At 46.7% G+C, this 25,321-nt stretch carries 24 protein-coding genes; all 24 read left to right on the top strand.

Going from position 1 to position 25,321, the window contains the following annotated elements:
• Nucleotides 1-4 precede the first annotated feature (4 nt).
• Nucleotides 5-520 carry a PcfB family protein gene (locus QJ036_RS12510; protein WP_283231706.1) on the top strand — a complete coding sequence of 172 codons (516 nt, stop codon included), beginning with the start codon at nt 5-7 and terminating at the stop codon, nt 518-520.
• Nucleotides 517-2,304, top strand: a complete 1,788-nt coding sequence (locus QJ036_RS12505; protein ID WP_283231705.1) for a VirD4-like conjugal transfer protein, CD1115 family — start codon at nt 517-519, stop codon at nt 2,302-2,304. Before QJ036_RS12510 ends, QJ036_RS12505 begins: the two co-directional genes overlap by 4 nt.
• 68 nt (nt 2,305-2,372) lie before the next feature.
• Nucleotides 2,373-2,588 (top strand): Maff2 family mobile element protein, encoded by a 216-nt coding sequence (locus QJ036_RS12500; protein WP_283231704.1) that lies wholly within the window; start codon nt 2,373-2,375, stop codon nt 2,586-2,588.
• Between the two features lie 63 nt (nt 2,589-2,651).
• Nucleotides 2,652-3,521 carry a VirB6/TrbL-like conjugal transfer protein, CD1112 family gene (locus QJ036_RS12495; protein ID WP_283231703.1) on the top strand — a complete coding sequence of 290 codons (870 nt, stop codon included), beginning with the start codon at nt 2,652-2,654 and terminating at the stop codon, nt 3,519-3,521.
• Nucleotides 3,522-3,570: 49 nt separating this feature from the next.
• Nucleotides 3,571-3,963: a PrgI family protein gene (locus QJ036_RS12490; RefSeq protein ID WP_283231702.1), complete on the top strand. Its 393-nt coding sequence runs from the start codon at nt 3,571-3,573 to the stop codon at nt 3,961-3,963.
• Between the two features lie 76 nt (nt 3,964-4,039).
• Nucleotides 4,040-6,397, top strand: a complete 2,358-nt coding sequence (locus tag QJ036_RS12485; RefSeq protein ID WP_283231718.1) for a VirB4-like conjugal transfer ATPase, CD1110 family — start codon at nt 4,040-4,042, stop codon at nt 6,395-6,397.
• A complete protein-coding gene (locus QJ036_RS12480) occupies nt 6,384-6,971 on the top strand; it encodes a hypothetical protein (RefSeq protein WP_283231701.1) in 588 nt (195 codons plus the stop codon). The genes QJ036_RS12485 and QJ036_RS12480 overlap by 14 nt, the downstream gene beginning before the upstream one ends.
• A gap of 158 nt (nt 6,972-7,129) precedes the next feature.
• Nucleotides 7,130-9,136 carry a C40 family peptidase gene (locus QJ036_RS12475; protein WP_283231700.1) on the top strand — a complete coding sequence of 669 codons (2,007 nt, stop codon included), beginning with the start codon at nt 7,130-7,132 and terminating at the stop codon, nt 9,134-9,136.
• Nucleotides 9,137-9,153: 17 nt separating this feature from the next.
• Entirely contained in the window at nt 9,154-9,405 is a 252-nt protein-coding gene (locus tag QJ036_RS12470; protein WP_283231699.1) for a hypothetical protein, read from the top strand.
• Nucleotides 9,398-10,141: a DUF4366 domain-containing protein gene (locus QJ036_RS12465; RefSeq protein ID WP_283231698.1), complete on the top strand. Its 744-nt coding sequence runs from the start codon at nt 9,398-9,400 to the stop codon at nt 10,139-10,141. The genes QJ036_RS12470 and QJ036_RS12465 overlap by 8 nt, the downstream gene beginning before the upstream one ends.
• Nucleotides 10,142-10,207: 66 nt before the next feature.
• Nucleotides 10,208-10,741 (top strand): hypothetical protein, encoded by a 534-nt coding sequence (locus QJ036_RS12460; RefSeq protein WP_283231697.1) that lies wholly within the window; start codon nt 10,208-10,210, stop codon nt 10,739-10,741.
• An 11-nt stretch (nt 10,742-10,752) separates the two neighbouring features.
• The gene (locus QJ036_RS12455; RefSeq protein WP_283231696.1) at nt 10,753-15,285 is read left to right on the top strand and encodes a SpaA isopeptide-forming pilin-related protein; all 4,533 of its coding nucleotides are present in this window, start codon (nt 10,753-10,755) and stop codon (nt 15,283-15,285) included.
• Nucleotides 15,269-16,078, top strand: a complete 810-nt coding sequence (gene srtB / locus QJ036_RS12450; RefSeq protein WP_283231695.1) for a class B sortase — start codon at nt 15,269-15,271, stop codon at nt 16,076-16,078. Before QJ036_RS12455 ends, srtB begins: the two co-directional genes overlap by 17 nt.
• A gap of 131 nt (nt 16,079-16,209) precedes the next feature.
• Nucleotides 16,210-16,527, top strand: a complete 318-nt coding sequence (locus QJ036_RS12445; protein WP_283231694.1) for a helix-turn-helix domain-containing protein — start codon at nt 16,210-16,212, stop codon at nt 16,525-16,527.
• Between the two features lie 144 nt (nt 16,528-16,671).
• Nucleotides 16,672-16,899, top strand: a complete 228-nt coding sequence (locus QJ036_RS12440; RefSeq protein ID WP_283231693.1) for a sporulation initiation factor Spo0A C-terminal domain-containing protein — start codon at nt 16,672-16,674, stop codon at nt 16,897-16,899.
• A gap of 114 nt (nt 16,900-17,013) precedes the next feature.
• Nucleotides 17,014-17,508, top strand: a complete 495-nt coding sequence (locus QJ036_RS12435) for a hypothetical protein (protein ID WP_283231692.1) — start codon at nt 17,014-17,016, stop codon at nt 17,506-17,508.
• A gap of 16 nt (nt 17,509-17,524) precedes the next feature.
• Entirely contained in the window at nt 17,525-19,636 is a 2,112-nt protein-coding gene (locus QJ036_RS12430) for a type IA DNA topoisomerase (RefSeq protein WP_283231691.1), read from the top strand.
• 12 nt (nt 19,637-19,648) lie between these two features.
• The gene (locus QJ036_RS12425; protein WP_283231690.1) at nt 19,649-20,701 is read left to right on the top strand and encodes a DUF5688 family protein; all 1,053 of its coding nucleotides are present in this window, start codon (nt 19,649-19,651) and stop codon (nt 20,699-20,701) included.
• A 13-nt stretch (nt 20,702-20,714) separates the two neighbouring features.
• Nucleotides 20,715-20,867, top strand: a complete 153-nt coding sequence (locus tag QJ036_RS12420; protein ID WP_283231689.1) for a hypothetical protein — start codon at nt 20,715-20,717, stop codon at nt 20,865-20,867.
• Nucleotides 20,864-21,145, top strand: coding sequence for a hypothetical protein (locus tag QJ036_RS12415; protein ID WP_283231688.1), 282 nt, complete (start codon nt 20,864-20,866; stop codon nt 21,143-21,145). The genes QJ036_RS12420 and QJ036_RS12415 overlap by 4 nt, the downstream gene beginning before the upstream one ends.
• A gap of 75 nt (nt 21,146-21,220) precedes the next feature.
• A complete protein-coding gene (locus QJ036_RS12410; RefSeq protein WP_283231687.1) occupies nt 21,221-22,978 on the top strand; it encodes an LPD16 domain-containing protein in 1,758 nt (585 codons plus the stop codon).
• The gene (locus QJ036_RS12405) at nt 22,975-23,196 is read left to right on the top strand and encodes a transposon-transfer assisting family protein (RefSeq protein WP_283231686.1); all 222 of its coding nucleotides are present in this window, start codon (nt 22,975-22,977) and stop codon (nt 23,194-23,196) included. Before QJ036_RS12410 ends, QJ036_RS12405 begins: the two co-directional genes overlap by 4 nt.
• On the top strand, nt 23,186-23,731 hold the full coding sequence (locus QJ036_RS12400; protein ID WP_283231685.1) for a YodL domain-containing protein: 546 nt from the start codon (nt 23,186-23,188) through the stop codon (nt 23,729-23,731). Before QJ036_RS12405 ends, QJ036_RS12400 begins: the two co-directional genes overlap by 11 nt.
• Nucleotides 23,732-24,000: 269 nt before the next feature.
• Entirely contained in the window at nt 24,001-25,203 is a 1,203-nt protein-coding gene (locus QJ036_RS12395) for a hypothetical protein (RefSeq protein WP_283231684.1), read from the top strand.
• Nucleotides 25,204-25,321 lie beyond the last annotated feature (118 nt).

Here is a 25,321-nt window from a genome sequence, read left to right as displayed (position 1 = left end):
TATCTTGCAGGATGAAGTAAATGAGAAAATCGTGGCTTTGTCCATTCGGGCAGGCACACAGGGGTTTCGGGTAACGAGCTCTGTGCTGAAGGCTGCCATGCGGAAATATCTGCAGAATCAGGAAAAATGGAAGACGCAGATGGCAGCGAAACAAACGGCGAAGAGCGTTCCCCGAGGAAAACAGACAGTGGGTCAGCTGATGGATCAGAATCAGGGACTGACCAATATCGAGATCACAAATCGTAACATCAAGTCCTTTGAACGGGTAGCGAACAAATATAAGATCGACTTTGCACTCAAAAAGGACAAATCGATTGATCCACCGAGATATCTGGTGTTCTTTAAGGCAAAGGACGTGGATGTGATGACGGCAGCCTTCAAAGAATTCTCTGCAAAGGAGCTTACGAAGGCAAACAAACCATCCATTCAGAAGCGGCTGAGCCAATACCGGCAGCAGGCGAAGGATCAGAACAGGCAGCGTGAGCGTACCAAGCAGAAGGATCGGGGGCAGGAACTTTGAGGGCAGAACTGAAAAAGAGACTGCTCCTTTGCATTCCCTATATCGTCATTTGGTACCTGGTTGATAAGATCAGCTGGCTGTATCGGTATGTGCCAGGAGATACGACAGCAAAAAAGCTTGGAAATACGCTTCTGTATTTTAAGCAGGCTTTTGTCAATCCGTTTCCGAGCTTCCATATCATCGATCTGCTTGTGGGTGTAACGGGGGCTCTTATTATCTGGACGATGATCCGTTATAAACGAGCAAATGCAAAGAAATTTCGCCAGGGTGTTGAGTACGGATCTGCCAGATGGGGAACGGCGCAGGATATCAAACCTTATGTAGATGCGGATCCGGATAATAACGTGATCCTGACGCAGACAGAGCGGCTGACGATGTCAGGCAGACCCAAGAATCCAAAGTATGCCAGGAATAAGAATATCCTGGTGATCGGTGGTTCCGGTTCCGGTAAGACAAGATTTTTTGTTAAACCAAATCTGATGCAGCTTCACAGTTCGTATTGTGTTACGGATCCAAAAGGTACGATCCTGGTGGAATGCGGGCATATGCTGCAAAAGCATGGCTATGAGATCCGGGTGCTGAATACGATCAACTTTAAGAAGTCGCACCACTATAATCCGTTCATGTATATTCGTTCGGAGAAGGATATCCTGAAGCTGGTGAATGCGATCATCGCCAATACCAAAGGTGAGGGTGACAAATCTGGCGAGGATTTCTGGGTGAAGGCTGAGAAGCTGTATTATCAGGCACTGATCGGATACATCTGGTATGAAGCCCCTGATGAGGAGAAGAATTTCACTACGCTGCTTGAAATGATCAATGCGTCAGAGGCCAGAGAGGATGATGAAAGCTTCAAAAATGCAGTGGATTTGATGTTTGAGGAGCTAGAACGGGAGGATCCGGATCACTTTGCGGTCCGGCAATATAAAAAGTACAAGCTGGCCGCCGGGAAAACAGCAAAAAGTATCCTGATTTCCTGTGGTGCCAGACTTGCACCCTTCGATATCCGGGAGCTGCGGGATCTGATGAGCTATGACGAGCTGGAGCTGGATCTCATGGGAGACCGGAAGACAGCTCTTTTTGTCATTATCAGCGATACGGATGACACCTTTAATTTTGTGGTCAGCATCATGTACACACAGCTTTTTAATCTGCTTTGTGACAGAGCCGATGATAAATACGGCGGCAGGCTGCCGATTCATGTACGGTGCCTTCTTGATGAGTTTGCCAACATTGGCCGGATTCCGAAGTGGGAAAAGCTGATTGCGACGATCCGTTCCAGGGAGATATCCGCATCCATTATTCTGCAGTCCCAGAGTCAGCTCAAAGCTATCTACAAGGATTCCGCCGATACCATCGTGGGCAACTGCGACACTACTTTGTTTCTGGGTGGTAAGGAAACGACCACTTTAAAGGAAATGTCTGAAATGCTTGGAAAGGAAACCATCGATCTGTACAACACCACGGACACAAGGGGAACCAGCCGGAGCTACGGCATCAATTACCAGAAGACAGGAAAGGAACTGATGTCCCGTGATGAGCTGGCTGTTATGGATGGCGGTAAATGTATCCTGCAGCTCCGGGGTGTAAGGCCGTTTTATAGTGACAAGTATGATATCACGAAGCATAAACGGTACTGTGAGCTGTCAGACAGTGACGAGCGTTTGGCATTTGACATTGAAAAATATGTCAGCCGCAGACTGGTTCTGAGAAAGGATGAACCAATCGAGGTCTTTGAGGCAGATGTCTCGGAGGAAGATATAACTGAATCAGAGAAGGAGTAGAGTTCTGTGGAGGTACAGAGCTCTTTTTCTTTCGAAATAATCAATCAAATATATGGAGGAAAAAGAATATGGCATTTTTCGCAAGTGCAGTACAGGTACTGCAGACTCTTGTAATCGCCCTGGGAGCAGGTCTTGGCATCTGGGGCGGCATCAATCTTATGGAAGGATATGGAAACGACAACCCCGGTGCCAAGTCTCAGGGCATGAAGCAGCTGATGGCGGGCGGTGGAGTTGCACTGATCGGAACAGTCCTTGTACCGATGCTATCCGGATTATTCGGTTAATCAAAGCGGGCAGGTTCGGGAAACCGGCCTGCCTTCGGAAGCTAAGTAAGGAGGAAGCAGCAGTTGTTTGATTTATTCGGAACAATTGAGGAGTGGATCAGAGGACTCCTCACAGGATTTGTATCGAGTAATCTGACTACCATGTTCGCTGATGTAAACGAGAAGACAGGAACCATTGCTTCGGAGGTGGGGCAGACTCCCCAGGGGTGGAATACAGGCATTTTTTCCATGATCCACAATCTGTCGGATTCGGTGGTTGTTCCTATTGCGGGACTGATCATCACCTTTGTGCTCTGTTATGAGCTGATCAGCATGATCATTGAGAAAAATAACATGCACGACATGGATACCTGGATGTTCTTCAAATGGTTTTTTAAGGCCTTTGTTGCCGTTTTTCTGGTAACAAACACCTTCAATATCGTCATGGCAATATTTGATGTCGGGCAGTCCATGGTCAATTCGGCAGCGGGAGTCATAGGAGGAAGCACCGCTATTGATATTGCCCAGACGATCACAGCCATGGAAACAGAGATGGCCACCATGGGCATCGGTGAACTATTGTCACTGACGCTGGAAACAGCGTTGGTATCGCTATGTATGAAGATTATCTCGATATTGATCACCGTCGTACTCTACGGCAGGATGATCGAAATATATCTTTACAGCTCGGTCGCTCCGGTTCCGTTTGCAACTATGACAAACCGGGAATGGGGACAGATCGGCAACAATTACGCACGGGGACTTTTGGCGCTTGGATTCCAAGGCTTTTTCATTATGGTGATCGTTGGTATTTACTGCGTGCTGGTCAATGAAATGACGGTTGCGGCCAATATTCATTCGGCACTGTTTTCCATCGCAGCCTATACCGTTGTCCTGTGTTTTGCACTGTTTAAAACGGGATCGATCAGTAAGTCGATCTTTAACGCACATTAATAGGACCGGGGATGGGAAGAACATCTCCGGTCGGAAAGGAAGGGAAGCTATGGCATATGTTCAGGTTCCAAAGGACCTGACAAAGGTGAAAAACAAGGTCATGTTCAATCTGACCAGGAGACAGCTGATCTGCTTTTCGCTGGCTGCAGCTGTGGGTGTTCCTGTGTATTTTCTCACCAGGAATACAATCGGAACCACGGTTTCGGCCTGTTTAATGGTTGTGATCATGCTGCCGTTTTTCTTCTTTGCCATGTATGAAAAGGATGGAAGACCTCTGGAGAAAATATTGCTCAATATCTGGAGGGCAAAGGTACAGCGTCCGGGGGTGCGTATCTATCAGACAAAAAACTTTTACGGAGTGATCCGGGAAGCGATTTATGACGAGGAGGTACTGGGAATTGGCAGTGAAGTCAGGGAAAAAGCATCCGGCAAAGGCAAATGATGTGATCGATGTGAAAACAAAGGTTTGCGAGAGCCGGGAAGTGAGCTCTGTGCTTTCGGCAGAGCAGAAGAAACGTATCGTAAAGCAGAAACAGAAGGCAAAAAAGGCCTCAAAGGTTCCCCATACCGTACAGGAATCCATTACCTATGAGGAAATGTTCAGGGATGGGATCTGCAGAGTAAAGGATCACTTCTACACCAAGTGTATCCGCTTTGGGGATATCAATTATCAGCTGGCACAGAACGAAGACAAGACAGCAGTCTTCGAATACTGGTGTGATTTTTATAATTACTTTGATTCCAGTATTTCCCTGCAGATTACCTGTATGAGCCAGTACGCAAATGTAAAAGAGATGGAAGGAAGCATCAACATTCCTTCTCAGGCAGATGAATTCAATGCGATCCGCGAGGAATATGACGGCGTGCTGAAAACGCAGCTTGCAAAGGGTAATAATGGTCTGCTTCGTAAGAAATATGTGACCTTTGGTATCGAAGCGGAGAGTGTGAAGGCGGCAAAACCGAAGCTGGAACGTATCGAAGCCGATATCATCAATAACTTAAAGGCAATGGGGGTTGCGGCGGAGAGCCTTTCCGGGTATGAAAGACTCAAAGTGATGTCCGGCATGCTGAATCCGGATGTGCAGGAGCCCTTTATCTTCAATTATGATCTGATTGCGAGGACCGGTCTTGGGACAAAGGATTTTATTGCGCCGACCAGCTTTGATTTCAGAGACAGCAGGATTTTTAAGATGGGCCGTACCTTTGGGGCAGTTTCCTATCTGCAGATCCTGGCACCGGAGCTTTCCGATAAGATGCTGGCGGATTTTCTGGATATGGATAATTCCATTGTGGTCAATCTTCATGTGCAATCCATCGATCAGGCAAAGGCAATCAGGCAGATCAAGCTTAAGATCACAGACCTGGATAAGATGAAAATCGAGGAACAGAAGAAAGCGGTTCGTTCCGGCTATGACATGGATGTGCTTCCGTCTGATCTTGTTACCTATGGCGGCGAGGCAAAGAAGCTTCTGGAGGATCTGCAGTCCAGGAATGAGAGAATGTTCCTTGTGACTGTGCTCATTATGAATACGGCAAAGACAAAGCAGAAGCTTGAAAACATTGTATTCCAGACAGCAGCCATCGCTCAGAAATACAACTGTTCGCTTAAGAGACTGGATTACCAGCAGGAACAGGGGTTGATGAGCAGCCTGCCGATCGGCTTTAATCAGATCGACATTCAGAGAGGGCTTACCACCTCAGCGACAGCGATCTTTGTGCCCTTTACCACAGAGGAGCTCTTTCAGAACGGAGAAGCCCTTTATTATGGCATCAATGCCATCAGCAACAACATGATCATGGCAGACAGAAAGCGCTTAAAGAATCCGAATGGCCTGATCCTCGGTACACCCGGTTCCGGTAAGTCCTTCTCAGCAAAACGAGAGATGACCAATGCCTTCCTGATTACCGGGGATGACATTATTATCTGTGATCCGGAGGGTGAGTATTCTCCTTTGGTGCAGCTTCTGAAAGGTCAGGTGATCCGCATCAGTCCGAATTCTGATCAGTATATCAACCCGATGGATATCAATATCAACTACAGCGAGGATGAGTCACCGATTTCCTTAAAGGCTGATTTCATCCTTTCTTTGTGTGAACTGATCGTGGGAAGCAAGACAGGGCTTGAGCCGGTGGAAAAGACCATCATCGACCGATGTGTCCGTATGATCTACCGGGATTATCTGGAGAAGCCGGATCCGGGGAATATGCCGATCATGGAGGATCTTTATGAATGCATTCTGGCACAGGAGGAACCGGAGGCGAAGAGAATTGCTACGGCGCTTGAAATCTATGTAAAGGGATCTCTGAATGTCTTTAATCACAGAACCAACGTGGATATCAATAACCGTCTGATCTGTTTTGATATCAAAGAGCTGGGAAAACAGCTGAAAAAGATCGGTATGCTGGTGGTTCAGGATCAGGTCTGGAACCGTGTGACCATTAACCGCGCCGAGCATAAGTCCACCAGGTATTATATCGACGAGTTCCATTTGCTTCTGAAGGATGAGCAAACGGCAGCCTATTCGGTAGAGATCTGGAAGCGATTCCGTAAATGGGGCGGTATTCCGACCGGTATCACACAGAACGTAAAGGATCTTCTGGCTTCTCGTGAGATCGAGAACATCTTTGAGAACAGTGACTTTATTTATATGCTGAATCAGGCAGGCGGCGACCGGCAGATCCTGGCGAAGCAGCTCAATATCAGTCCGCATCAGTTGAGTTTTGTGACAAACTCCAACGAGGGTGAAGGGCTGCTTTTTTATGGGAATACCATCATTCCGTTTAAGGATAAGTTCCCGAAGGATACTCAGCTGTACCGCATCATGACAACGAAACCGAATGAAACCGAAGGAGGACTTGAGAATGGTAATGAATAAGGATTTTGCAAAAGGCCACGACGCACTGGAGCTGATCGAAATTCCTGCAGTGGCTTTGACACAGCTTTTCTATGATGTGCAGATTCTGGCGAAGATGCATCAGCAGCTGATCCGGATGTATGAGAAGGAGAGCATGCTGAAAAAGCAGCATAAGGCCTATCTGTATGTGCGGGATCAGGCGGATGAAATGTGCCGGTTTGATAAGCAGCTGGTGGATGTGATCCTGGACCATTATGTGAATCCGAAGAAATATATGGATCAGGCCATCTGCTTTCACAACACTCTTCGGGACAAAGGCAGGGAGCACAATGATGACCGTACGAAGGAGAAGATGGATGTTTTCGATCTTCCTCACGGAATGGTGATGATGTCCACCGGTACCCTCGGTGTTATGCAGGATGATATGCTTGCCCTTACGGTTGCTGTCGATCAGCTGGCAGATGCTTTTCGGAGCATGGAAAAAGGCGGCGGCTGCAGCCGGAATGAGCTGGATCAGCTTGTCGGTTCTGCCTCGGAGCTTGCCAGGGATGTTTTTAACCGCTGGGATGATGCCGAGTTGGGTGAACTGGGGTAAGACAGAGGCTTTGGAGGTGGTTCAGATTGAGGGCTGAAACAGAAAAAGATGCATTACAGAAAGAATCCTTCCCGAAGGAATCAAAGTCCAGGGTTCAACAGAAACACAATTATCATAAAGCGGGTGACAGGGGGACGCTCCACAGGGATGAACCTGACATGCTGGAACTTGTCAGGGAAGAGCCGCCCGGGGCACCGGAGGAGAATTCTCCTCTTCAGGAACACTCTGTCAGATCGGCTCCGCGAGCCGAGGTCAAAGAGACTCCGCCTGAGGTAAAGAAGAAACAGCGGAAGCGTATTTATCGGGAAGAAAACAGAAAGCAGAAGGCCAGGCTTCATTTTGAGGATGATCCTGGTCTTTCTTCAACCGGTGAAGTGGTTACCCCTGTCATTGGAGCAACAGGAAGGAAGATTTCTACTGTGGCTCACAGAAAGGTGGATGAAGCGGAGGATGAGAACAGTGCGGTAGAAGCTGCTCACCGGGCGGAGGAAACTGCAGAAGGAGCCGCAGGAAGGCTTCGTACAGAAATAAGCGGTCATCGGGCATCGGGTAAAAGCACTTCCCCCCGATTGACAATGGAAAAGGCAGAGGCAGAAAGACAGTCAAAGCTTCAGTTTGGAAGTACAGCAAAAAGGGAGGCAGAAGGAAAGACCGCATCGACAAATCATGAGTTTCAGAAGAAGCGCTATAAGAAGGATTATGCCGGCAAAAAGAAAGACAGGATCTTTCGAAGAACTGCGGCTCAGGATGCTGCTTACAAAGCACACAAGGCAAAGAAAAAGGAAGAACAGGCAGCAAGAACGGCCGGGTTCTTCCGTCGTCATAAGATTCTTGGACTGATTTGTCTTAGCTTTGGTGTGGGCCTGGTCATGATTATTTCCATTGGTTCTGCAGGAGGAACCATGATTGCCGGAGGCGGATCTACAATCGTGCAGTCAACTTATCTGGCATCGGATGACGAGATCTATGCTGCGGAGGAATATTACTCTGCCATGGAGGATGCCCTGCAGGCACAGATTGACAATGTAAAACAAACCTACCCCGGATATGATGAATACAACTTTCAGGTGGATGAGATTTCCCACAGTCCGTACCAGCTGACCTCGTATCTGACGGTGCGATTTGGAAATTATATGGCTTCTGATGTGAAAGAGGAGCTGACCAGGATTTTTCAGGAGCAGTATCACATGAAGGTAGAGGGCTCAACGCAGACCATCACGGATACAAGGACGGTTCGTGTGGGAGAATCCCTGGGTTCGGTTGTGACCAGTGGATATTGTAACTGTTCCATTTGCTGCGGCAGATGGGCAGGCGGAGCAACAGCAAGCGGTGCTATGCCGCAGGCTAATCATACGATTGCCGTGGATGCACAAAATCCGATCGTCCCTATGGGAACCAGAATCGTTATGAACGGTGTGGAATATACCGTAGAGGATACCGGGAACTTTGCTCGTTATGGTGTTGCTTTCGATGTGTATTATGACAGTCATTCTGTAGCAAGTGCTCACGGTCATAAGACCTGGGAGGCTTATATTGCAGATGACAACGGAAGCCAGACCGTAGAGGTGACACAGACAAGAACTGTGCGGGTGCTGAACGTAACACTTACCAATAAAGGTTTTGATTCCGTCGCCAGAAATCGATTGGATTCGACAGAAGCCATCAACTGGTACAACATTTTAAACACTTCCTTTGGAAACCGGGATTACCTTTGGGATACCGCGCAATTTGCAGGCTATCAGCCTGGAGGCATGTCCTATGAGATTCCACCGGAAGCATTGTCGGATGCAAAATTCCGCAACATGATCATGGAAGCTGAAAAATATCTTGGTTATCCGTATGTCTGGGGCGGTGCCAGCCCGAGTACCAGTTTTGACTGTTCCGGGTTTGTAAGCTGGGTCATCAATCATTGCGGAAATGGATGGGATTACGGACGGCTGACGGCAGAGGGCCTCAGAGGCGTGTGCACTTATGTTCCGTCAAACCAGGCTAAACCGGGAGATCTGATCTTTTTCCAGGGAACCTATGACACGGAGGGTGCATCCCACGTGGGTATTTATGTCGGAAACGGCATGATGATCCATTGCGGAAACCCGATCCAGTACGCATCCATTGAGACCAATTACTGGCAGCAGCATTTTTACTGTTTTGGAAGATTACCATAAATATGGAGGATTTGAAATTGAATAAGAAGATCGTAAAGGTCCGCGAGGACATTAAGAAAACGAGGGCTCGTATCCGCGAGCTGGAGGAGTATCTGAAAACGCTTCTGGAGCTGGAACGGCAGCTCTGCGATGAAGAGATTGCCAGGGTCATTCGCGAGATGGCTGGAAAGGGCGATGTCATGGAGACACTTCACAAGCTTACGGAAGTTCAGAAAGAGGTTTATGCCGGTTCCGATTCCGGCAGGGAGGAGATGGAATATCATGATTAAGCTGAAAAAGAGATGGGCAGCAGGCATGGCTGCAGTGTCAATGGCCGCATTTATGGCCTGCGGAAGCACGACTCCGGTATTTGCTCAGTCCAATGAGAATGCCGATCAGAAGCAGAATCCGGCGGTCGTAGTGGAGGAAACAATCACAGAAGGGACAAAGGAGGAAGAGAATAACGAAAGTGAAACCTCTGCGAGTGACCGTGATGTATCCGGTGCATTAACACCGAATGGAAATCTCACTCTGGTGGATGATCTGGATGAAGAAGCTTCCGGAAAAATGCAGTTTATGACGGTCACTACCAGAGACGGCAGCTATTATTACATCGTCATTGATCGAAGCGGCAGCAGTGAAAACGTGTATTTTTTAAATGCTGTCGATACCATTGACCTTATGAATCTGATGAGTGATGAGGAAAAGGCACAGCTTGAAGAAAGTAAGGAGCCGGAGGCAGAAAATGTGATCACTCCGGAGGTCACGATCTCTGGGCAGGAAGAGAAGCCGGATCCGGAACCTGAGACAGCACCGGTAAAAGAAAACCAGGTCAATTCAGCACTTCCGATGCTTGGAATCTCTGCTGCCATCGGTGCTTTGATCGCAGGGGCATACTACATGCTGAAGATCAGGCCGAAGAAGAATCGGACCGGCATCGATGAGGACCGTGAGTTCTATGATGACGACGGGTACGAGAACGAAGATGAAGTGCCGGAGGAAGAAGAAAACGAAACGGAAGAGTAAGTTGATGACAGGTCGTTTGCCGGAGGGTAAGCGGCCTTATCTTTTGTCGAATTTTGGAGGAAATGAATGATGGCAAATGAGAAAAATGTGATGCCTGCGGATGTTCCTGATTTTGTAATGGAAGCTGAGGCTGCCATGGCGGCCGGGGAATTCTTTGATGTGGGGGCAGAGCAGGAAGTAACGATCAAATTCGGAAAGGGCCTGATGGGAGAGCCCTTTACCTCAAAGAACGGGAAAGAGCTTGTGGAGATCAGGATCCCCAATGCGGATCCGTCTGACAGTCGGCCCTGGGAGTCCTTTGTGATATCTCCGAAGATGGTCCATGAAAATCAGTTTGGAAAGGGGCTTTGGATGAAGCTGCCGGAAGCCGGAAAGACCAGACTTGCCCGCAATGTAAGTACCGGTAAGGACGAAAATGGGAAATATATCTGGAAGATTGAATACAGAACCATCTCTAACGGTGAGCTGAAAGCCCTTTTAGAGGCCTATAAAACACGGGAATCCGTGCTGGGAAAGCTCTCGGAAAAGAAGGAAGCAGCGGCGGCTGTTCCCGGGAAATCTGTTAAGAGTCAGGCGAAAAAGCAGGAAGAAGCTCTTTAGGAGGAATGTGAATGAGTGCAAAGAAAAATAAGTTTAAGCGTATTGTCGCAGGGGTATTAAGTGCTCTGGCAATCGTAGGAACGGTTCCCTGCAGCGCTTTTGCGGCGGACGGAACCGCCAATATCGTCTTTTCCTATGTGTACCAGTCCAACGGATCCCAGGTTATGTTCCAGGATTCCTTCGTTGGAACACATGGATCGGACGGCGGGGCAGGAAAACCGGCGACACAGATCTATGCCAATGGCGAGGAAGCCTACTGTATTGAACCGGGTGCCAGCCTTCATACCGGTGACACCCTGACAGCGAATGCATCCGATACCTGGAATAACCTTGGCTCTGCTAAAAAGAATGCCGTAAAAATGGCACTTGCCTTTGGTAAGCCGGGAAATGCAGGAGCACTTGGCGGCTCCGGTGATGCAAAGCACCTTGCCACCCAGATGCTTGTCTGGGAATTTGTTACCGGGTATCGGGATGCCGTCTCCTATGACAGAACAAACAGCAGCATTTTCAATGCCTATTGTAAGAACGGAGCCAACAGTGAGGTGGCAGCAAACTACAATGCAATCGTAAGCGCTATGAAAAACTGGAATGTGAAGCCAGGCTTTGCCAACGGCAGCACTTACAAAATGAAGTGGCAGGATGGAAAATATATCCTTTCCATTACCGATCCGAACGGTGTTTTAAGCGGATATTCCGTATCATCCAGCGACAGCAATGTGAAGATCAGCAAGTCCGGGAATACCATTACTTTGATTTCAGATCAGTATATTGCGAAGGATCCGACCATTACACTGACCAAATCATCCAACATTTCTGCAAGTGCTGTTCTGGTTCCCTATGGCAGTCCGACATTACAGGATGTTGTAACCGGTGTGGCAAAGGCAGCGGATGTTACAGCGGACTTTAAGGTCAGTACTCCGGGAGGAACCTTGAAACTTAAAAAAACCAGTGAGGACGGCATTGTTTCAGGTGTAAAGATGACCATCAAGGGTGAAGGCTTTATCAAAACCGTGACAACCGGAGAAAACGGTGAGGTGTCTGTGGAAGGGTTGATTCCTGGAAGCTATACCGTTACAGAGGCCGTTGCCAGCTGCTATGAGCCCCAGGCAGAGCAGACGGTAACGATCACTTCCGGCGAGACGGCAACCGTGAAGTTTGCCAATGTCTTAAAACGGGGGGATCTTTCTGTGGCCAAGACCTCGGAGGATGGTTTTGCGGAGGGAATGAAATTTCGCCTTTACGGAATCAGTGCCTCCGGAACCAATGTGGATCTCTATGCGACAACGGATAAGAACGGTGTTGCAACTTTCAAGAATGTGCTGATTGCCGGGGTATCCGGTTATACTCTGGAGGAAGTGGATACAGCGATCCGCTATGTCATTCCTGAGAATCAGAATGTGACGGTTGCCTGGAAGGAAACAACCGGTGCATCCGTCAACAACATCCTCAAGAAGTTTAATGTCACTATTGTAAAGAAAGACGCCGAAGTACAGACGCCTCAGGGAGACGCAGCTCTGGTAGGTGCCGTTTATGGTATTTATCATGACGGTGAGCTGATTGATACTTACACTACTGATAAAAACGGCAGCTTCACCACCGATTATTATGTGTGCGGCAATACTTGGACCATCCGGGAGATCACTCCTTCCGAAGGGTATCTTTTGGATGAGAAGGAATACCACGTAGGTGCGGATCCTGAAAATTACACAGTGGAGCTTAACTCTGCACCATCCCTTACATCCCATGAACAGGTGATCAAGGGAAATGTTGCCATTATCAAACACAGTGATGATGGCTCTACTCAGATCGAAACACCGGAGGAAGGTGCTGCATTCCAGATCTATCTGACAGCGGCAGGCAGCTTTGAAAATGCAAAGGAATCGGAACGGGATACCCTTGTCTGCGATGCCGATGGATTTGCTCAGTCAAAGGATCTTCCTTATGGTATCTACACCGTGCATCAGACTGAGGGGTGGGAAGAAACCGAGTTCATGAGAGATTTCACGGTATTTATCAGAGAGAACGGAAGAACCTATAAGTATCTGATCAACAATGCCCCTTACAGTGCTTATATCAAGGTGGTAAAGGCAGATAAGGAAACCGGCAGGACGATTCCCCTTACCGGAGCCGGCTTTGAGATCTACAACGCATCGGGCGAAAAGATTTCCATGAGTTACACGTATCCGACACTTACGACTGTAGATACCTTCTATGTCAGCGAGGATGGTTATCTGATCACTCCTCAGAAACTGGAAATCGGAGAGTATTCTCTGGTTGAGGTGCAGGCACCCTATGGCTATGTCCTGGATTCCACACCGGTTCCTTTTACAGTGACTTCCAAAAACAATGAAGATCTGGAAGGACTGACTGTGATTTCTGTTACCGCATATGACCAGGCACAGAAAGGAACCATTTCCATCACAAAATCCGGTGAGATATTTGCTTCCGTAAATGTAGCCGGGGAGGAAGGTGTCCTTGATAAGGAAGGCAGCTGGGGCGTTATTGATCCTGTTTATTCTGCAGTCTATGAAGAAAAGGCGCTTTCCGGAGCCGCCTACCAGGTCATTGCTGCAGAAGATATCGTAACCGGTGACGGAACGGTACGTGCAGAAGCTGGCGAAATGGTTGCTGAGATCACAACCGATGAGGATGGCTTCGCAAAGACAGGCGAGCTGTACCTTGGGAAATATAAGATCGTTGAGATCCAGGCGCCGGATGGATTCGTATTGAATACCGAAGCACAGGAGGTGGAGCTTATTTATGCCGGTCAGGAGATCAGTGTAACGTCCACATCCACAAGCTTTATCAATGACAGGCAGAAGCTTGAGATGTCTGCGAAGAAGGCTATGGAACAGGATGAACTTTATCAGATCGGAATGAATGGTGAGATCACAGCCGTATCCTTTGGCCTTTATGCCAGGGAAGAACTGATTGCCGCAGATGGCAGCAAGATTCCGGCAGATGGCCTGATGGAGATTACATTTGCAGATGAAGAAGGAAATGTTCGCTTCCGGTCGGATCTGCCGTTCGGAAGCTACTACGTGAAAGAGCTTACCACGGATATCCATTACGTATTAAGTGATACCATCTATGAAGTAAATTTCCGATATGCAGGTCAGGAGACAGCACTCCAGACTGTTGTTCTGAACAAAGGAAATGGCATTGAAAATGAATTGAAATACGGTCATGTCGAAGGCCTGAAGGTCAACGATGAGGTGGCAGATGGAGAGGAAAAAGGCATGGCAGGTGCTGTTTTTGGCATTTTCAGGGAAGGAACCATGGAGCTTACTGCAGAACATGCCATTGCAACCGCAGCTTCCGATGAAAATGGCGAGTTTGTATTTGAGAAGGTTCCTTATGGTGATTATCTGGTAGCAGAGCTTGAAGCGCCGGAAGGATATGTATTATCTGATGCCAGACATTTCCTATCAGTGACCTTTGATAAACAGGTTATCGGCCTGAAGGCGATCAATTATCCGATCATTGGCAGTGTGGAACTGACTAAGGTGGATAAGGATTATCCGGATAATCACCTGGCAGGTGCTGTGTTTGAAGTTTATGCAGACTCCGATGAAAATGGTGAGCTCGGCGAAGATGATATTCTCCTTGGAGAAATGACAGAGTGCGAAGGCGGTATTTACCGCATGGATGGACTCCGTTACGGTAAGTACCTGGTGAAGGAAAAGACTGCGCCGGAGGGTTTCGTTTTAGATGAAAATGTTTATGAGTTCGAAATCATTGAGGATGGTCAGTGCCGGATAATCGAAAACGAGGCAGGCGTTGGCTTTGTCGATCAGGTGATGAAGGGCAAGATCAGTATTTTCAAAACAGACAAAGCAAGCGGAGAAAAGCTTGTCGGTGCAGGCTTCCGAGTATGTGACCAGGAGGGAACTGTTGTTGCAGAAGGCAAGACCGGCGAGGATGGTATCGTAACCTTCGAACTTCGTTACGGAGATTATACAGTAGCTGAATATGAAGCGCCGGAGGGTTATGTGCTTGACGATACTCCCTATGCCTTCAGCATTACCGGTGATGGACAGGAAATCACGGTAGATATGGCAAATACCAGAATTAAAGGCACACTTGTGATTTCCAAGGTGGATGCAGATACCGAAAAGCTTCTTCCGGATGCAGGCTTTAGAATCTATGGTGCTGATGGTGAGACTGTCATCAAAGAGGGATATACGGATAAAAATGGTGTGGCGGAATTTGAGTTGGAATTCGGCAAATACTTCTATCAGGAGTTTGATGCACCGAAAGGCTATCAGATCGACGATACCATGTATGAGTTCTCTGTTTCTGAGGACGGTCAGCTGATATCCGTTGTTATGGCAAATCAGCTTGAAGAGAAACCGAAGGAGAACACTCCAAAGCCGGAGACCGCGAAACCCGCTGTGACTTCCAATTCTGCCGATGGACCTAAGACCGGGGACGATGCCAATGTCCGACTCTGGACCGGAATTGCTGTCAGCGCGTTAGCCGCAGTCGTGGCAGGAGTTTATATCATCTGTCGGGGAAAAAAGAGGGATGAAGAGGACAACTAAACGAAAGATTGCCAGAGCGGCTGCGGTATGTCTGGTCCTTACAGGACTTGTCACGGCGGCCTGCTTTGGCTGGAAAGCCTTCAGCACACAGCAGGAATATGAAGCAGGCGATGAAACCTATAAAGAGCTTGCTGAATTGGTAAGAGTGAAGGAGCCGGATGAAAGTCCGGCTTCTTCTGAAAACGAGGCAGAGAATACGGAGGAAGAAATCTTATCTATCAATTCGGATTCAATAGTCAATCTGGAGGTGGCTCAGGAAGTGAATGGCGATATCGTTGCCTGGATACATTCTCCGGATACGGTGATCGATTATCCGGTCTGTCAGGGAGAGGACAATGTTTATTACCTGTCTCATCTGGCGGACGGAACCTATAACCGAAATGGCTGTCTGTTCATAGACTGCGAGAATGCGGAGGACTTCTCAGATGATAACACGATCATCTACGGTCATCATATGGCAAGCGGGAAGATGTTCGCGACTCTTATTAAGTATGCGGATCAGGGTTATTACGAGGACCATCCGGTTATGAATCTGACGGTAGGAGATCAGCAGTATCAGCTGGAGATATTCTCCGGATATGTGACTACGGCAGATTCCAGTGCTTACAGGATCAACTGCGGAAGCAAGCATGATTTTTCTGAGTGGCTGAGGGAGATATGTGGAAAGTCTGATTTTGTGGCGAAGGAAATGGCGATCCATACATCAGATCGGATCGTGACATTGTCTACCTGTGCGTATGATTTTGAGGATGCCAGGTATGTGGTGCATGGGAGAATACACATGGGAAATTAAGCCTTCAGTTAATTTTTTACAATTATAGTAGTTCTAAAGAACAAATAAATGATTTATAGATTCTGTATGAGCTGAAATGCAGAAGATATAATGTCTTTAGAACAATCAATCGTTCAGAAGGAGGTGCTGCAATGGATTTGAAAGCGGTTGGTTTGCGAATAAAAGAAGCAAGAGAAGCGAAAAATCTTACTCAGGAGGATCTGGCAGCCCTCGTTGATTTAAGTCCGACACATATCAGTGTGATAGAGCGCGGAGTAAAGACTGTAAGACTGGATAAATTTGTGGCAATTGCAAATGCACTCGATGTTTCTGCGGATAAACTTTTAGTTGATGTTGTGACACGATCTGTCGATGGTGTAGCAAATGAATTATCACAGGCTATAAAGAAGTATCCGGTAGACGAACAAAAGAGAATAGTCAAAGCTGTAAAGGCTTATGTTGAGGATTAAAAGAAGGGTGTTTTATATGCCCTTCTTTTTCTCTGTCTTTTTGTGTCGATATTTGTCTGCAAAAAAATATGTATTTATAGGTCTAAATATGATATATTAGTTCTAAAGAACAAATAATTATACTTTCAGAAGAGGGAGGTTCCTATGAATATGAATGAAATCATTAGGGAGGTAGCCAGAAGATATAATACAACGCCGGAGAAAGTATACGCTGAAATGCAGATTGCAATAGACGCTGCGTTAATGAACAAAGATCCAGAAATTCAAAAGGAGTGGGCTAAGGTTCCTTTCAGTGGGGAGCGTCCCGCCCCGGAAGATGTTATTATATACTTGGCTGATAAGCTGAATAAGCTGCGGAATACCGTTTCATAAAACATTTTGGAAGATTTATGATTCAGGCACTTTTTGAATGTAGTAATAAAATCATCCAGGTCGTTTGCCTCATAAGGTAAGCGGCCTTTTCTTTTTGGAGGAGGTGATGGCTGCTTGAGCAGCATAATCTATTTCGGGTCGATTTTCCTGGCCAAGGTCCTGGACAACGCCCTCAGTACAACAAAAACAATATTGATCCAGAGAAGTCGGTGGTTACTTGCAGGAATTGCAGTTGTGATCTCCGACTTTATTTATTTTTGGGTCACCAAACGCGTGGTGTCTTCTGACAGCATGACCGCCATTCTGGTGGTATCTCTGGCCGGCGGTGTGGGCTGTGCGGTCGCCTGCCTGCTCAGTGATAAGCTGTCCAAAGACAGAACCTATGTGAATGTGATTATGTCGGATGAGAAGGAAGCCATGATGGAACTCCGAGATTTTCTGGCAAAGCATCATATCACGAACGTTACTGCAGACAGCTACACCTTGGACTGGGATCAAAAGACGATCACGATTACGGCTTATGCGGAAACGAAGGCGGAGAGCCGATTGATCAATGACTATATTTCAGAAAGTCCGCTGAAGTTTAAGCGTGTGATTCAGAAAGTGTAAGATGGAGGGAAAAAGAATGCAGCTTGTTATTGCTGAGAAACCGAGTGTGGCGCGGTCAATTGCCAATGTCATCGGTGCCTACAAGCGGGAGGATGGTTATCTGGAGGGCTCCGGATATGTTGTTTCCTGGTGTGTGGGACATCTGGTGGAGCTGGCACAGCCGCAAGTATATGATGAACGCCTTGGAAAATGGCATATTGAGAATCTGCCGATTCTGCCGGACACCTGGAAATATCAGGTGTCAGACGGTACGAAGAAGCAGTTTTTTATTTTGAAAAAGCTCATGGAGAAAAAGGATGTGACAGAGATCGTGGCTGCGACTGATGCAGGGCGGGAGGGCGAGCTGATTTTTCGTCTGGTCTATGAGCAGGCCGGATGCAAGAAGCCGTTTAAGCGATTATGGATCAGTTCTATGGAGGACAGTGCCATCCGGGATGGTTTTGAAAATCTGAGAAATGGCCATGATTTTGATCTTCTCTATGAAGCAGCGCAGGCAAGATCCTGGGCGGACTGGCTGGTAGGCATAAACGGAACCCGGCTGTTTACCGGGCTTTATGACAGGAAGCTGACAGTTGGCCGTGTTCAGACACCGACACTTGCCATGCTTGTTGAAAGGCAGAAGCAGATCAATGGTTTTCAAAAGCAGAAATACTGGAACGTGCATCTAGATCTGGACGGCCTGGATGTGGTGAAGGAAAAAATATTTGATCGGGCAGAAATGGAGACGCTTGTTGAAAAATGTCAGAATCAGTCGGCAACGGTTACCTGCGCCAGGAGTATGGAAAAGACTGTCAGTCCGCCAAAGTTATATGATCTGACTACGCTTCAGAGGGAAGCCAACCGTTACTATGGATATACAGCCAAAAAAACACTGGAATATACCCAGAGCCTGTATGAGAAAAAACTGGTGACGTATCCGAGAACGGACAGCCAGTTTCTGACAGAAGACATGGCTTCTACCACGGAGCAGATGGTCCATGTGGTGAAGCGGGTGTTTGACATGTTTCGTCAAAGTCCGGCAGAAATCGATATATGCCGGGTTTTAAATAACAGTAAGGTGTCCGATCACCATGCCATTATCCCGACGGCAGAAATTGAAAATCAGGATCTGTCTGCACTTTCTGAGGGAGAGCGGGATATCTTGCTGCTGATTTCTGTGCGGCTTTTGATGGCAACCGGAGTGAAGCAGCGGATCACGGAAACAGAGATCAAGGTCAGCTGCGGAGGGGAGGAGTTTTTTGCAAACGGGAAAACAGTTCCTGATCCAGGCTGGAAGGCTTATGAAGAGCAGTTTCGAAAAATGAGAAATCTTGAAGCTTCGAAAGCGGAGAAGCATATTCCGTTATTGTTAAAAGGCCAGACTTTCGATGGTGTAAGTGCCTTGTCAACAGAGCATTTTACCAGTCCTCCCCAAGCATATACAGAGGATTCTTTACTTTCTGCCATGGAAACCGCCGGAAATGAAAGCTTTGACGAGGATACCGAGAAAAAAGGACTTGGAACACCGGCTACCAGAGCAGAGATGATCGAAAAGCTGGTGCGAAACAGCTATGTTCAGAGAAAGGGAAAACAGCTGATTCCCACGGAGGATGGGATTGCTCTGGTACAGGTTTTACCGGAGGCGGTAAAGTCACCAAAGCTCACCGCTGATTGGGAGAACGCATTAAAGCAGATTGAGAAAGGAGCGATTTCGAAGGAAGAATTCATGTCTGGAATCACGGATATGGTGAAAGCATTGGTGACGAAATACGGAGGCGCAGAAAGAAAACGGGAAAATCCGTTTTCCGAAAGTGACAGTGGAAGGTCGCAGCGGGAGGTGATAGGAATATGTCCCCGCTGCGGTTCTTCTGTTTTTGAGGGAACGAAGAGTTTCTTTTGCAGCAGCAGAGCGTGCAGCTTTTGCCTTTGGAAGGAAAACAAGTGGCTGACCTCCATGAGAAAGAAGCTCACGAAAAAGATGGCCGTCGCCCTGTTAAAGGATGGCCGTGTGCACGTATCCGGATTTTACTCCGAGAAGAAAGGACGCAATTTCGATGCAGATCTTGTGATGGAGGATACCGGAGAGCGTGTGAACTACTCATTGGATTTTAGCGGCAAGAAAGCTGCTAAGCAAAAAGAGAAAGGTTAAAAGGGTGTATTTATGGATTACAGAGAATTTGTAGACCAGGTGACGAAGGATCTGAAGGAAGTGCTTTCGGATGAGTTTCAGGCGGCAACCGTTACTGCCCGCCAGGTGGATAAGCTCCAGGGAGAGTCTTATTATGGCATCTGTGTTCAGCCGGAGGGCTCCAACATCGGTGTTACGATGAATGTGCAGGGATCTTATGAGAAGTATCAGAGAGGCGCTTCCTACAATGAGGCTGTTCATGAGATCGTCGGTTTGATTGAGGACGGAATGAGAAATCATCCAAATGTCAGAATGTCCGAGCTCATGGATTATGATTCCATGAAGAGCAAACTGATGGTTCAGGTGGTTCCGACGAAGGGCAACGAGGAAATGCTTTCCGGGATTCCCCATAAGGAACAGGAGGATATGTCTCTGGTGTACCGTTTTGTGTTTGACAGCAATAAAAACGGAATGGCATCCACAGTGGTGACCAATCAGATCCTTCAGCAGTATGACATTACGGCGGATCAGCTTCATGCAGATGCAATGACCAATGCCCCGGAGAATTTTCCCGCAAGGATCCGCAGTATGCAGGAGGTTCTCTCTGAAATGATGGGAATTGAGCCGGATATGCTGCCGGATGAAGGCGGTATGTTTGTGGCTACCTGTAATAGCGGGATGAATGGTGCAGGCTGCATCTTTTATCCGAATTTTATGGAGGAAGCTGCGGAAAAGCTTAACGGAGACTTCTTCATTCTCCCTTCCTCTACCCATGAGGTGATTTTACTTCCGGATAATGGTGCTATGGACTACCGAGAGCTTGAGAGCATGGTAAGGCAGATCAATGAAACGGAGGTCCAGCCGCAGGATCGTCTGTCGGATTCTGTTTACCATTACGATTCCCGGGACAAGGTCTTTGAGAAGGCTCAGCGTTTTGATGAGCGTATGCAGGCAAAGAAGGCCGAAAAGGAACATCCGAAGGAGAAAGAATCCCTGAAGGCCAGACTGGATGCAAAGAAAAAAGAAGCTGTGAATCTGGAGGGCGGCAAAAAAGCCTCTCACAAAGCGCAGACTGCGGAATTATAAGGAGGAGATGGAGATGAGCGAAATGACAGGAAAAAGAATGTGTGCCTATGTGGAAGGCGTGAATCAGATGATGAAGGGAAAAGAGCAGCCGGAAGGGGCTGCTTCTTCTGTGTCCATCAGGAATGCTAAAAGAGGTCTCGGAACGGGTGGCGGATGCCTGAGATGAAATTATCGAAATCTGAGCGGGAGACGATTATCCTCTTCAATGAAAAAGAGGAGCAGGCGTCTGTCTATACTTACAATCTCGAACTCCGGTCACAGCTGGATGAGCTTTGCAAAAATCAACCGGCGCGGGTGGAGTTTGTGAGATCCAATTCCTGGGGTGGAAGAACATACCTTATCCCAAAGAAATGGATCAAAATCAAACCACCGCGGGTGCTTTCCGAGGCTCAAAAACGTGTTCTGGAAGACATGAACAGGGCCAGACGAGAAAAGAAAAAGTGATTGTATCGGGGATAGGTCCTGCGGGGCTTATCCCCATCTTATTTTTTGGAGCGTGAGCTCCGGAAAGGAGGGCATATGGCTGAAAATAAGCAGTATGACCGCATGAAGGAAATCACGGATCAGCTGGAAGCGGGAATTTCCGAGCTTTTTAATTCGGAACAATACAAGCAGTGGCTGACCACCATGAGCCGTTTTCATGATTACAGCCTGAACAACACGCTTTTGATTGCCCTGCAAAAGCCGGATGCTACATTAGTTGCCGGTTATACGACCTGGCAGAAGCAGTTTGGGCGACAGGTCAATAAAGGCGAAAAAGGAATTCGCATTCTTGCGCCTACACCTTATAAACAGAAGATCGAGGTGGACAAGACGGATCCAAATACAGGCGAGATCCTGATGAATCCGGATGGTTCTCATCAGAAGGAGATCCAGGAGGTGCTGTGCCCTGCCTTTAAGGTTGTTTCCGTATTTGATGTCAGTCAGACGGATGGAAAAGAATTGCCCTCCATTGGTGTAAATGAGCTGACCGGCGATGTGGAGCAGTATGAGATGTTCTTTGAAGCCTTGAAACGTTCCTGCCCGGTTCCGATAAAGTTTGAAAAGATCAATGGAGGAGCCAAGGGCTATTACCATCAGGTGGAGAAACGGATCGCGATCCAAGAAGGAATGAGTCAGATCCAGACGGTGAAAACCGCAATTCATGAAATGGCACATCAGAAGCTGCATGCGATCGATCCGGACAAAAAGGTGTCGGATCAGAATCTAGAAAATATCTCCCGGGGAGGCAAAGAGGTGGAGGCGGAATCCGTAGCATATACTGTATGCCAGCATTACGGCATCGATACTTCGGATTACAGCTTTGCCTATATCGCAGGCTGGTCAAAGGGAAAGGAGACTCCGGAGCTGAAAGCATCGCTGAATACAATCCGAAAGGCTGCATCAGAAATGATCAATGACATTGACGGGCATATGCAGGAGCTTCTGTTACAAAAAGCGAACGAACAGGAGCATTCGCAAGAGCATAATCAGCTGGAAGCAGCCTACCGACTGGGGGACCATTATCTGGAAATTCATGAGGCTTCGGATGGAAGCTGGGATTATACCGTATACGGGCATAATTACAGAGAAGTAGATGGCGGACAGATCAGTGATTCGGAAACCATGACCATTACGACGGCTGCAAAGGAGATCGCAGATTTCTATCAGCTTTCCCGGTATCCGCTGGAAGAGATGGACCGGGAGCGGCTTGCAGAACTGACGAAGCTTTACAATCCGACATTGTCCGACAATCAGATACAATTTATGGCGAATGTTGTCGAACAGGGCTTTGATCCAAAGGCCTACTGGGTAGGTGGTAAGGCCATGGACCTGACGGCACAGAGATTATCTTCAGAGGAGATGGATGATATTCAATATCAGGTGAAGATCGACAGTCTTCCGAAGATGCTCTATTCTTCAGAACAATGGCATGAGATCGAAGCCGGAATTGCCGAAAAGGTGGATATAACGATATATGCTGATCCGGCATTTTCCCCGGAGCAGATGAGTTTGCTTCATGGGGCATTGAATGCAGAGTATTACGGGCATCTGAAACGAGAGGATGTGTTATGTGTGGCTGATCCTAATAAATCTGTTGACGAAATTCGACAGGAATTGTATTCCCTTCGACGGGATCCGATAACGGGGGAACGAGCAATATCGCAGGCTGTTGAGAGGACACAGACAGTAAAAAAGAAATCTTTGCTGGCAGATCTTCATGAGAAGCAGGCTGTGGTAAAAGGAGATAGTAATCCCAAAGGGCAGAATAAAAGCAAATCGAAGGAGATGGAATGATGATGTTTAATGTGGAGGAGCAGAATTTACTTGCTTTATTTCGTACGGGATCCAGAAAGGCCACCATCAATGACTTCAAGATGATGCTGGATCACATAAATGATAAGGAACTGGAGGAAGTGTGCCGGCATGTGCTCGACAAGCTCAGTAAAATGAGCGACGAGGAATATGCGGCACTGGATTTAGAATCGGATGAGGGTTTTGAATATGGAGAGTAAAAAACAGGTTGGTGCCTTTGAGCTTTTTCAATTGAAGGATACACCGGAAAATAAAGATTTACATTTCGAGTCCTATGATCGCCTGACAAAGCATGGTCATTCTGCAAATCAGGATAATTACGATCAGGTCTACACAGGTGCGCTGTTTGCAGGAGAAACTCTGGATAGTATCTATGAGCGCTTTAATCTGCATCATCCGGATGATTTCAGAGGACATTCGCTTAGTGTGAGTGATGTTATTGTAATCCATAAAGATAATCGTGATCAGGCTTACTATGTGGATTCGTTTGGATTTAAGCAGGTGCCGGAATTCTTCGCAGACAATCCGCTGAAAAAGGTAGAGGAGATTCTGGAAGATGATTATGGAATGATCGACGGCATTATCAATAACGGAGACCGCCGAAAGGAAGATGACGAGAAGAAGCCTTCGGTTAGGGATAAGCTGCAGGAGAAAAAGAAAGGGGCTGCGGAGGCTGAGAACAGCATGCCGAAGCCCACGGAAGCGGTGAAAAAGCAGGAAGCGGAATTAGAGTAAAGTGAACCCGGTCCGGGATGCCAGTATCGGAATGGTGCTGGTGTCCCGGGTCGTTTTTTTGTTTAAAGGTGTCGCGTAAAGGTGACAATACATGGATTATATCATTGCTATTGTTTCAATTGTGGATTATAATGGACAGAAGAATATGACGTACTGGAGCTAATAGTGACGTCCAGAAGCAAGGTAATAAATGACATCATGGAGTTCTTGGCTCTATGGTGTTTTTTTGTTATTTTGAGAATTAACTTTTCAAAGGAGTTGGATTTTATATGGTAAATGCGGAATTGCAACATAATCCTTATCTATTGAAGACAGAAGTAAAATTTAATGGACAAAGTCCTAAAATAAATTGTCAAATTGAAAAATATGAAAATAAGCTATTGTCTGACTGGGTAAAGGCTGTTCCTGGAGTGTTTTATGATGAAATGAATGGATACGATTTTGATCTGTTTTTTTCTGGTACAGAATATGATTTTGAAAATCTGAAGATGACATTTGCAAATATGGGTGTCTTGCCTGAACAGGTAAGGATTATTATGCGTAATGAACTAGAAGATGCGGAAGTCAAAAGTAAAGAGATTAAGGAGTTGCTTGAATGGTTGAGCATTAATAGAAACAGGCAGTTTGATTTTGATGCATTTTATGATGTCAACAAAGATGTATTTGAGGAAACTTTTACTTGTGTTGTTGTCAGAGGAAAAGAAGAAGTAACCGAAGATTTACCATTTACTCTTGAGAATATAAAAAGTGTGGACGAAATAGTTGGGACTAATCTAACAAATGTTCCTGTTGTATTTATAATTGAACCAGATACCATTCAGCTTTTCAGAAGGGATTTGTTGTCACTAACAGAACGAAAAGATATTGAACAAAAACAATTGTTTTTCTTTATTTCGCCGACAATGGATAAAGAATATGTCGTTCGCTTTATTTGCGATCTCGGTATTGAAGATCCTCAGCTGATTACGAGCATAAGCGATGGAAGTGTGACGACTTATATAAAGAATTATCCGATGGTGGCATATGTTGGCGAAGTGATTCGGATTTTTGAACACGAAGTAAATGTAATGGATGCTTGCTTAAAAGAGAAAAATGAACAGAGTGCAATTGAGAATGTAGAAGTCTATGAACAGATTTCATCTTTAGAAGAAATTATTGAAAAAATTAAAGAGTCGGATGATCACTTTGTTAACTTGGATTGCTATTCGGGAGGAAATCGGTTCAGTGATCTGCAAAGCGAACTGGAGGACTCTATAAGAAAATGGAAAAGCCGAAAAATCAAGGTTGTTGGAAATATTGAAATAGACCGCAATGCGACAGATTATGAACAGGACCTGAACAGATATATAAATGATTTTTACAAGAATGCAATCGAGTATTATCATCTGGAGAAAAGCAGAATTGAAAACGAATTCCGTGAGGTATATCTAAATCAGCCGTTAGATCCAGAATATCATCCAGATGGAGCGTAAGCGCCAAATATTCCTGCGGATTTTCTTATCTCCTGGATTCCTCTATAATTGTAAATGAAAGATAGTTAGACTATTTCACTACAATTACGGAGGATAGGTTATGACAGCTACACGCAAA

It is taken from the genome of Fusibacillus kribbianus (assembly GCF_030053595.1).
Taxonomy (GTDB): domain Bacteria; phylum Bacillota; class Clostridia; order Lachnospirales; family Lachnospiraceae; genus Lientehia; species Lientehia kribbiana.
The sequence above is the reverse complement of the archived record's forward strand: the minus strand, read 5'-3'. Positions and strand labels throughout refer to the sequence as shown.

Coding starts and splice junctions, on each gene's coding strand:
- QJ036_RS12500 (WP_283231704.1), top strand. CDS start 2,373: ATGGCATTTTTCGCAAGTGCAGTACAGGTACTGCAGACTCTTGTAATC.
- QJ036_RS12490 (WP_283231702.1), top strand. CDS start 3,571: ATGGCATATGTTCAGGTTCCAAAGGACCTGACAAAGGTGAAAAACAAG.
- QJ036_RS12480 (WP_283231701.1), top strand. CDS start 6,384: ATGGTAATGAATAAGGATTTTGCAAAAGGCCACGACGCACTGGAGCTG.
- QJ036_RS12475 (WP_283231700.1), top strand. CDS start 7,130: ATGCTGGAACTTGTCAGGGAAGAGCCGCCCGGGGCACCGGAGGAGAAT.
- QJ036_RS12465 (WP_283231698.1), top strand. CDS start 9,398: ATGATTAAGCTGAAAAAGAGATGGGCAGCAGGCATGGCTGCAGTGTCA.
- QJ036_RS12460 (WP_283231697.1), top strand. CDS start 10,208: ATGATGGCAAATGAGAAAAATGTGATGCCTGCGGATGTTCCTGATTTT.
- QJ036_RS12455 (WP_283231696.1), top strand. CDS start 10,753: ATGAGTGCAAAGAAAAATAAGTTTAAGCGTATTGTCGCAGGGGTATTA.
- srtB (WP_283231695.1), top strand. CDS start 15,269: ATGAAGAGGACAACTAAACGAAAGATTGCCAGAGCGGCTGCGGTATGT.
- QJ036_RS12445 (WP_283231694.1), top strand. CDS start 16,210: ATGGATTTGAAAGCGGTTGGTTTGCGAATAAAAGAAGCAAGAGAAGCG.
- QJ036_RS12440 (WP_283231693.1), top strand. CDS start 16,672: ATGAATATGAATGAAATCATTAGGGAGGTAGCCAGAAGATATAATACA.
- QJ036_RS12430 (WP_283231691.1), top strand. CDS start 17,525: ATGCAGCTTGTTATTGCTGAGAAACCGAGTGTGGCGCGGTCAATTGCC.
- QJ036_RS12425 (WP_283231690.1), top strand. CDS start 19,649: ATGGATTACAGAGAATTTGTAGACCAGGTGACGAAGGATCTGAAGGAA.
- QJ036_RS12420 (WP_283231689.1), top strand. CDS start 20,715: ATGAGCGAAATGACAGGAAAAAGAATGTGTGCCTATGTGGAAGGCGTG.
- QJ036_RS12415 (WP_283231688.1), top strand. CDS start 20,864: ATGAAATTATCGAAATCTGAGCGGGAGACGATTATCCTCTTCAATGAA.
- QJ036_RS12410 (WP_283231687.1), top strand. CDS start 21,221: ATGGCTGAAAATAAGCAGTATGACCGCATGAAGGAAATCACGGATCAG.
- QJ036_RS12405 (WP_283231686.1), top strand. CDS start 22,975: ATGATGATGTTTAATGTGGAGGAGCAGAATTTACTTGCTTTATTTCGT.
- QJ036_RS12400 (WP_283231685.1), top strand. CDS start 23,186: ATGGAGAGTAAAAAACAGGTTGGTGCCTTTGAGCTTTTTCAATTGAAG.
- QJ036_RS12395 (WP_283231684.1), top strand. CDS start 24,001: ATGGTAAATGCGGAATTGCAACATAATCCTTATCTATTGAAGACAGAA.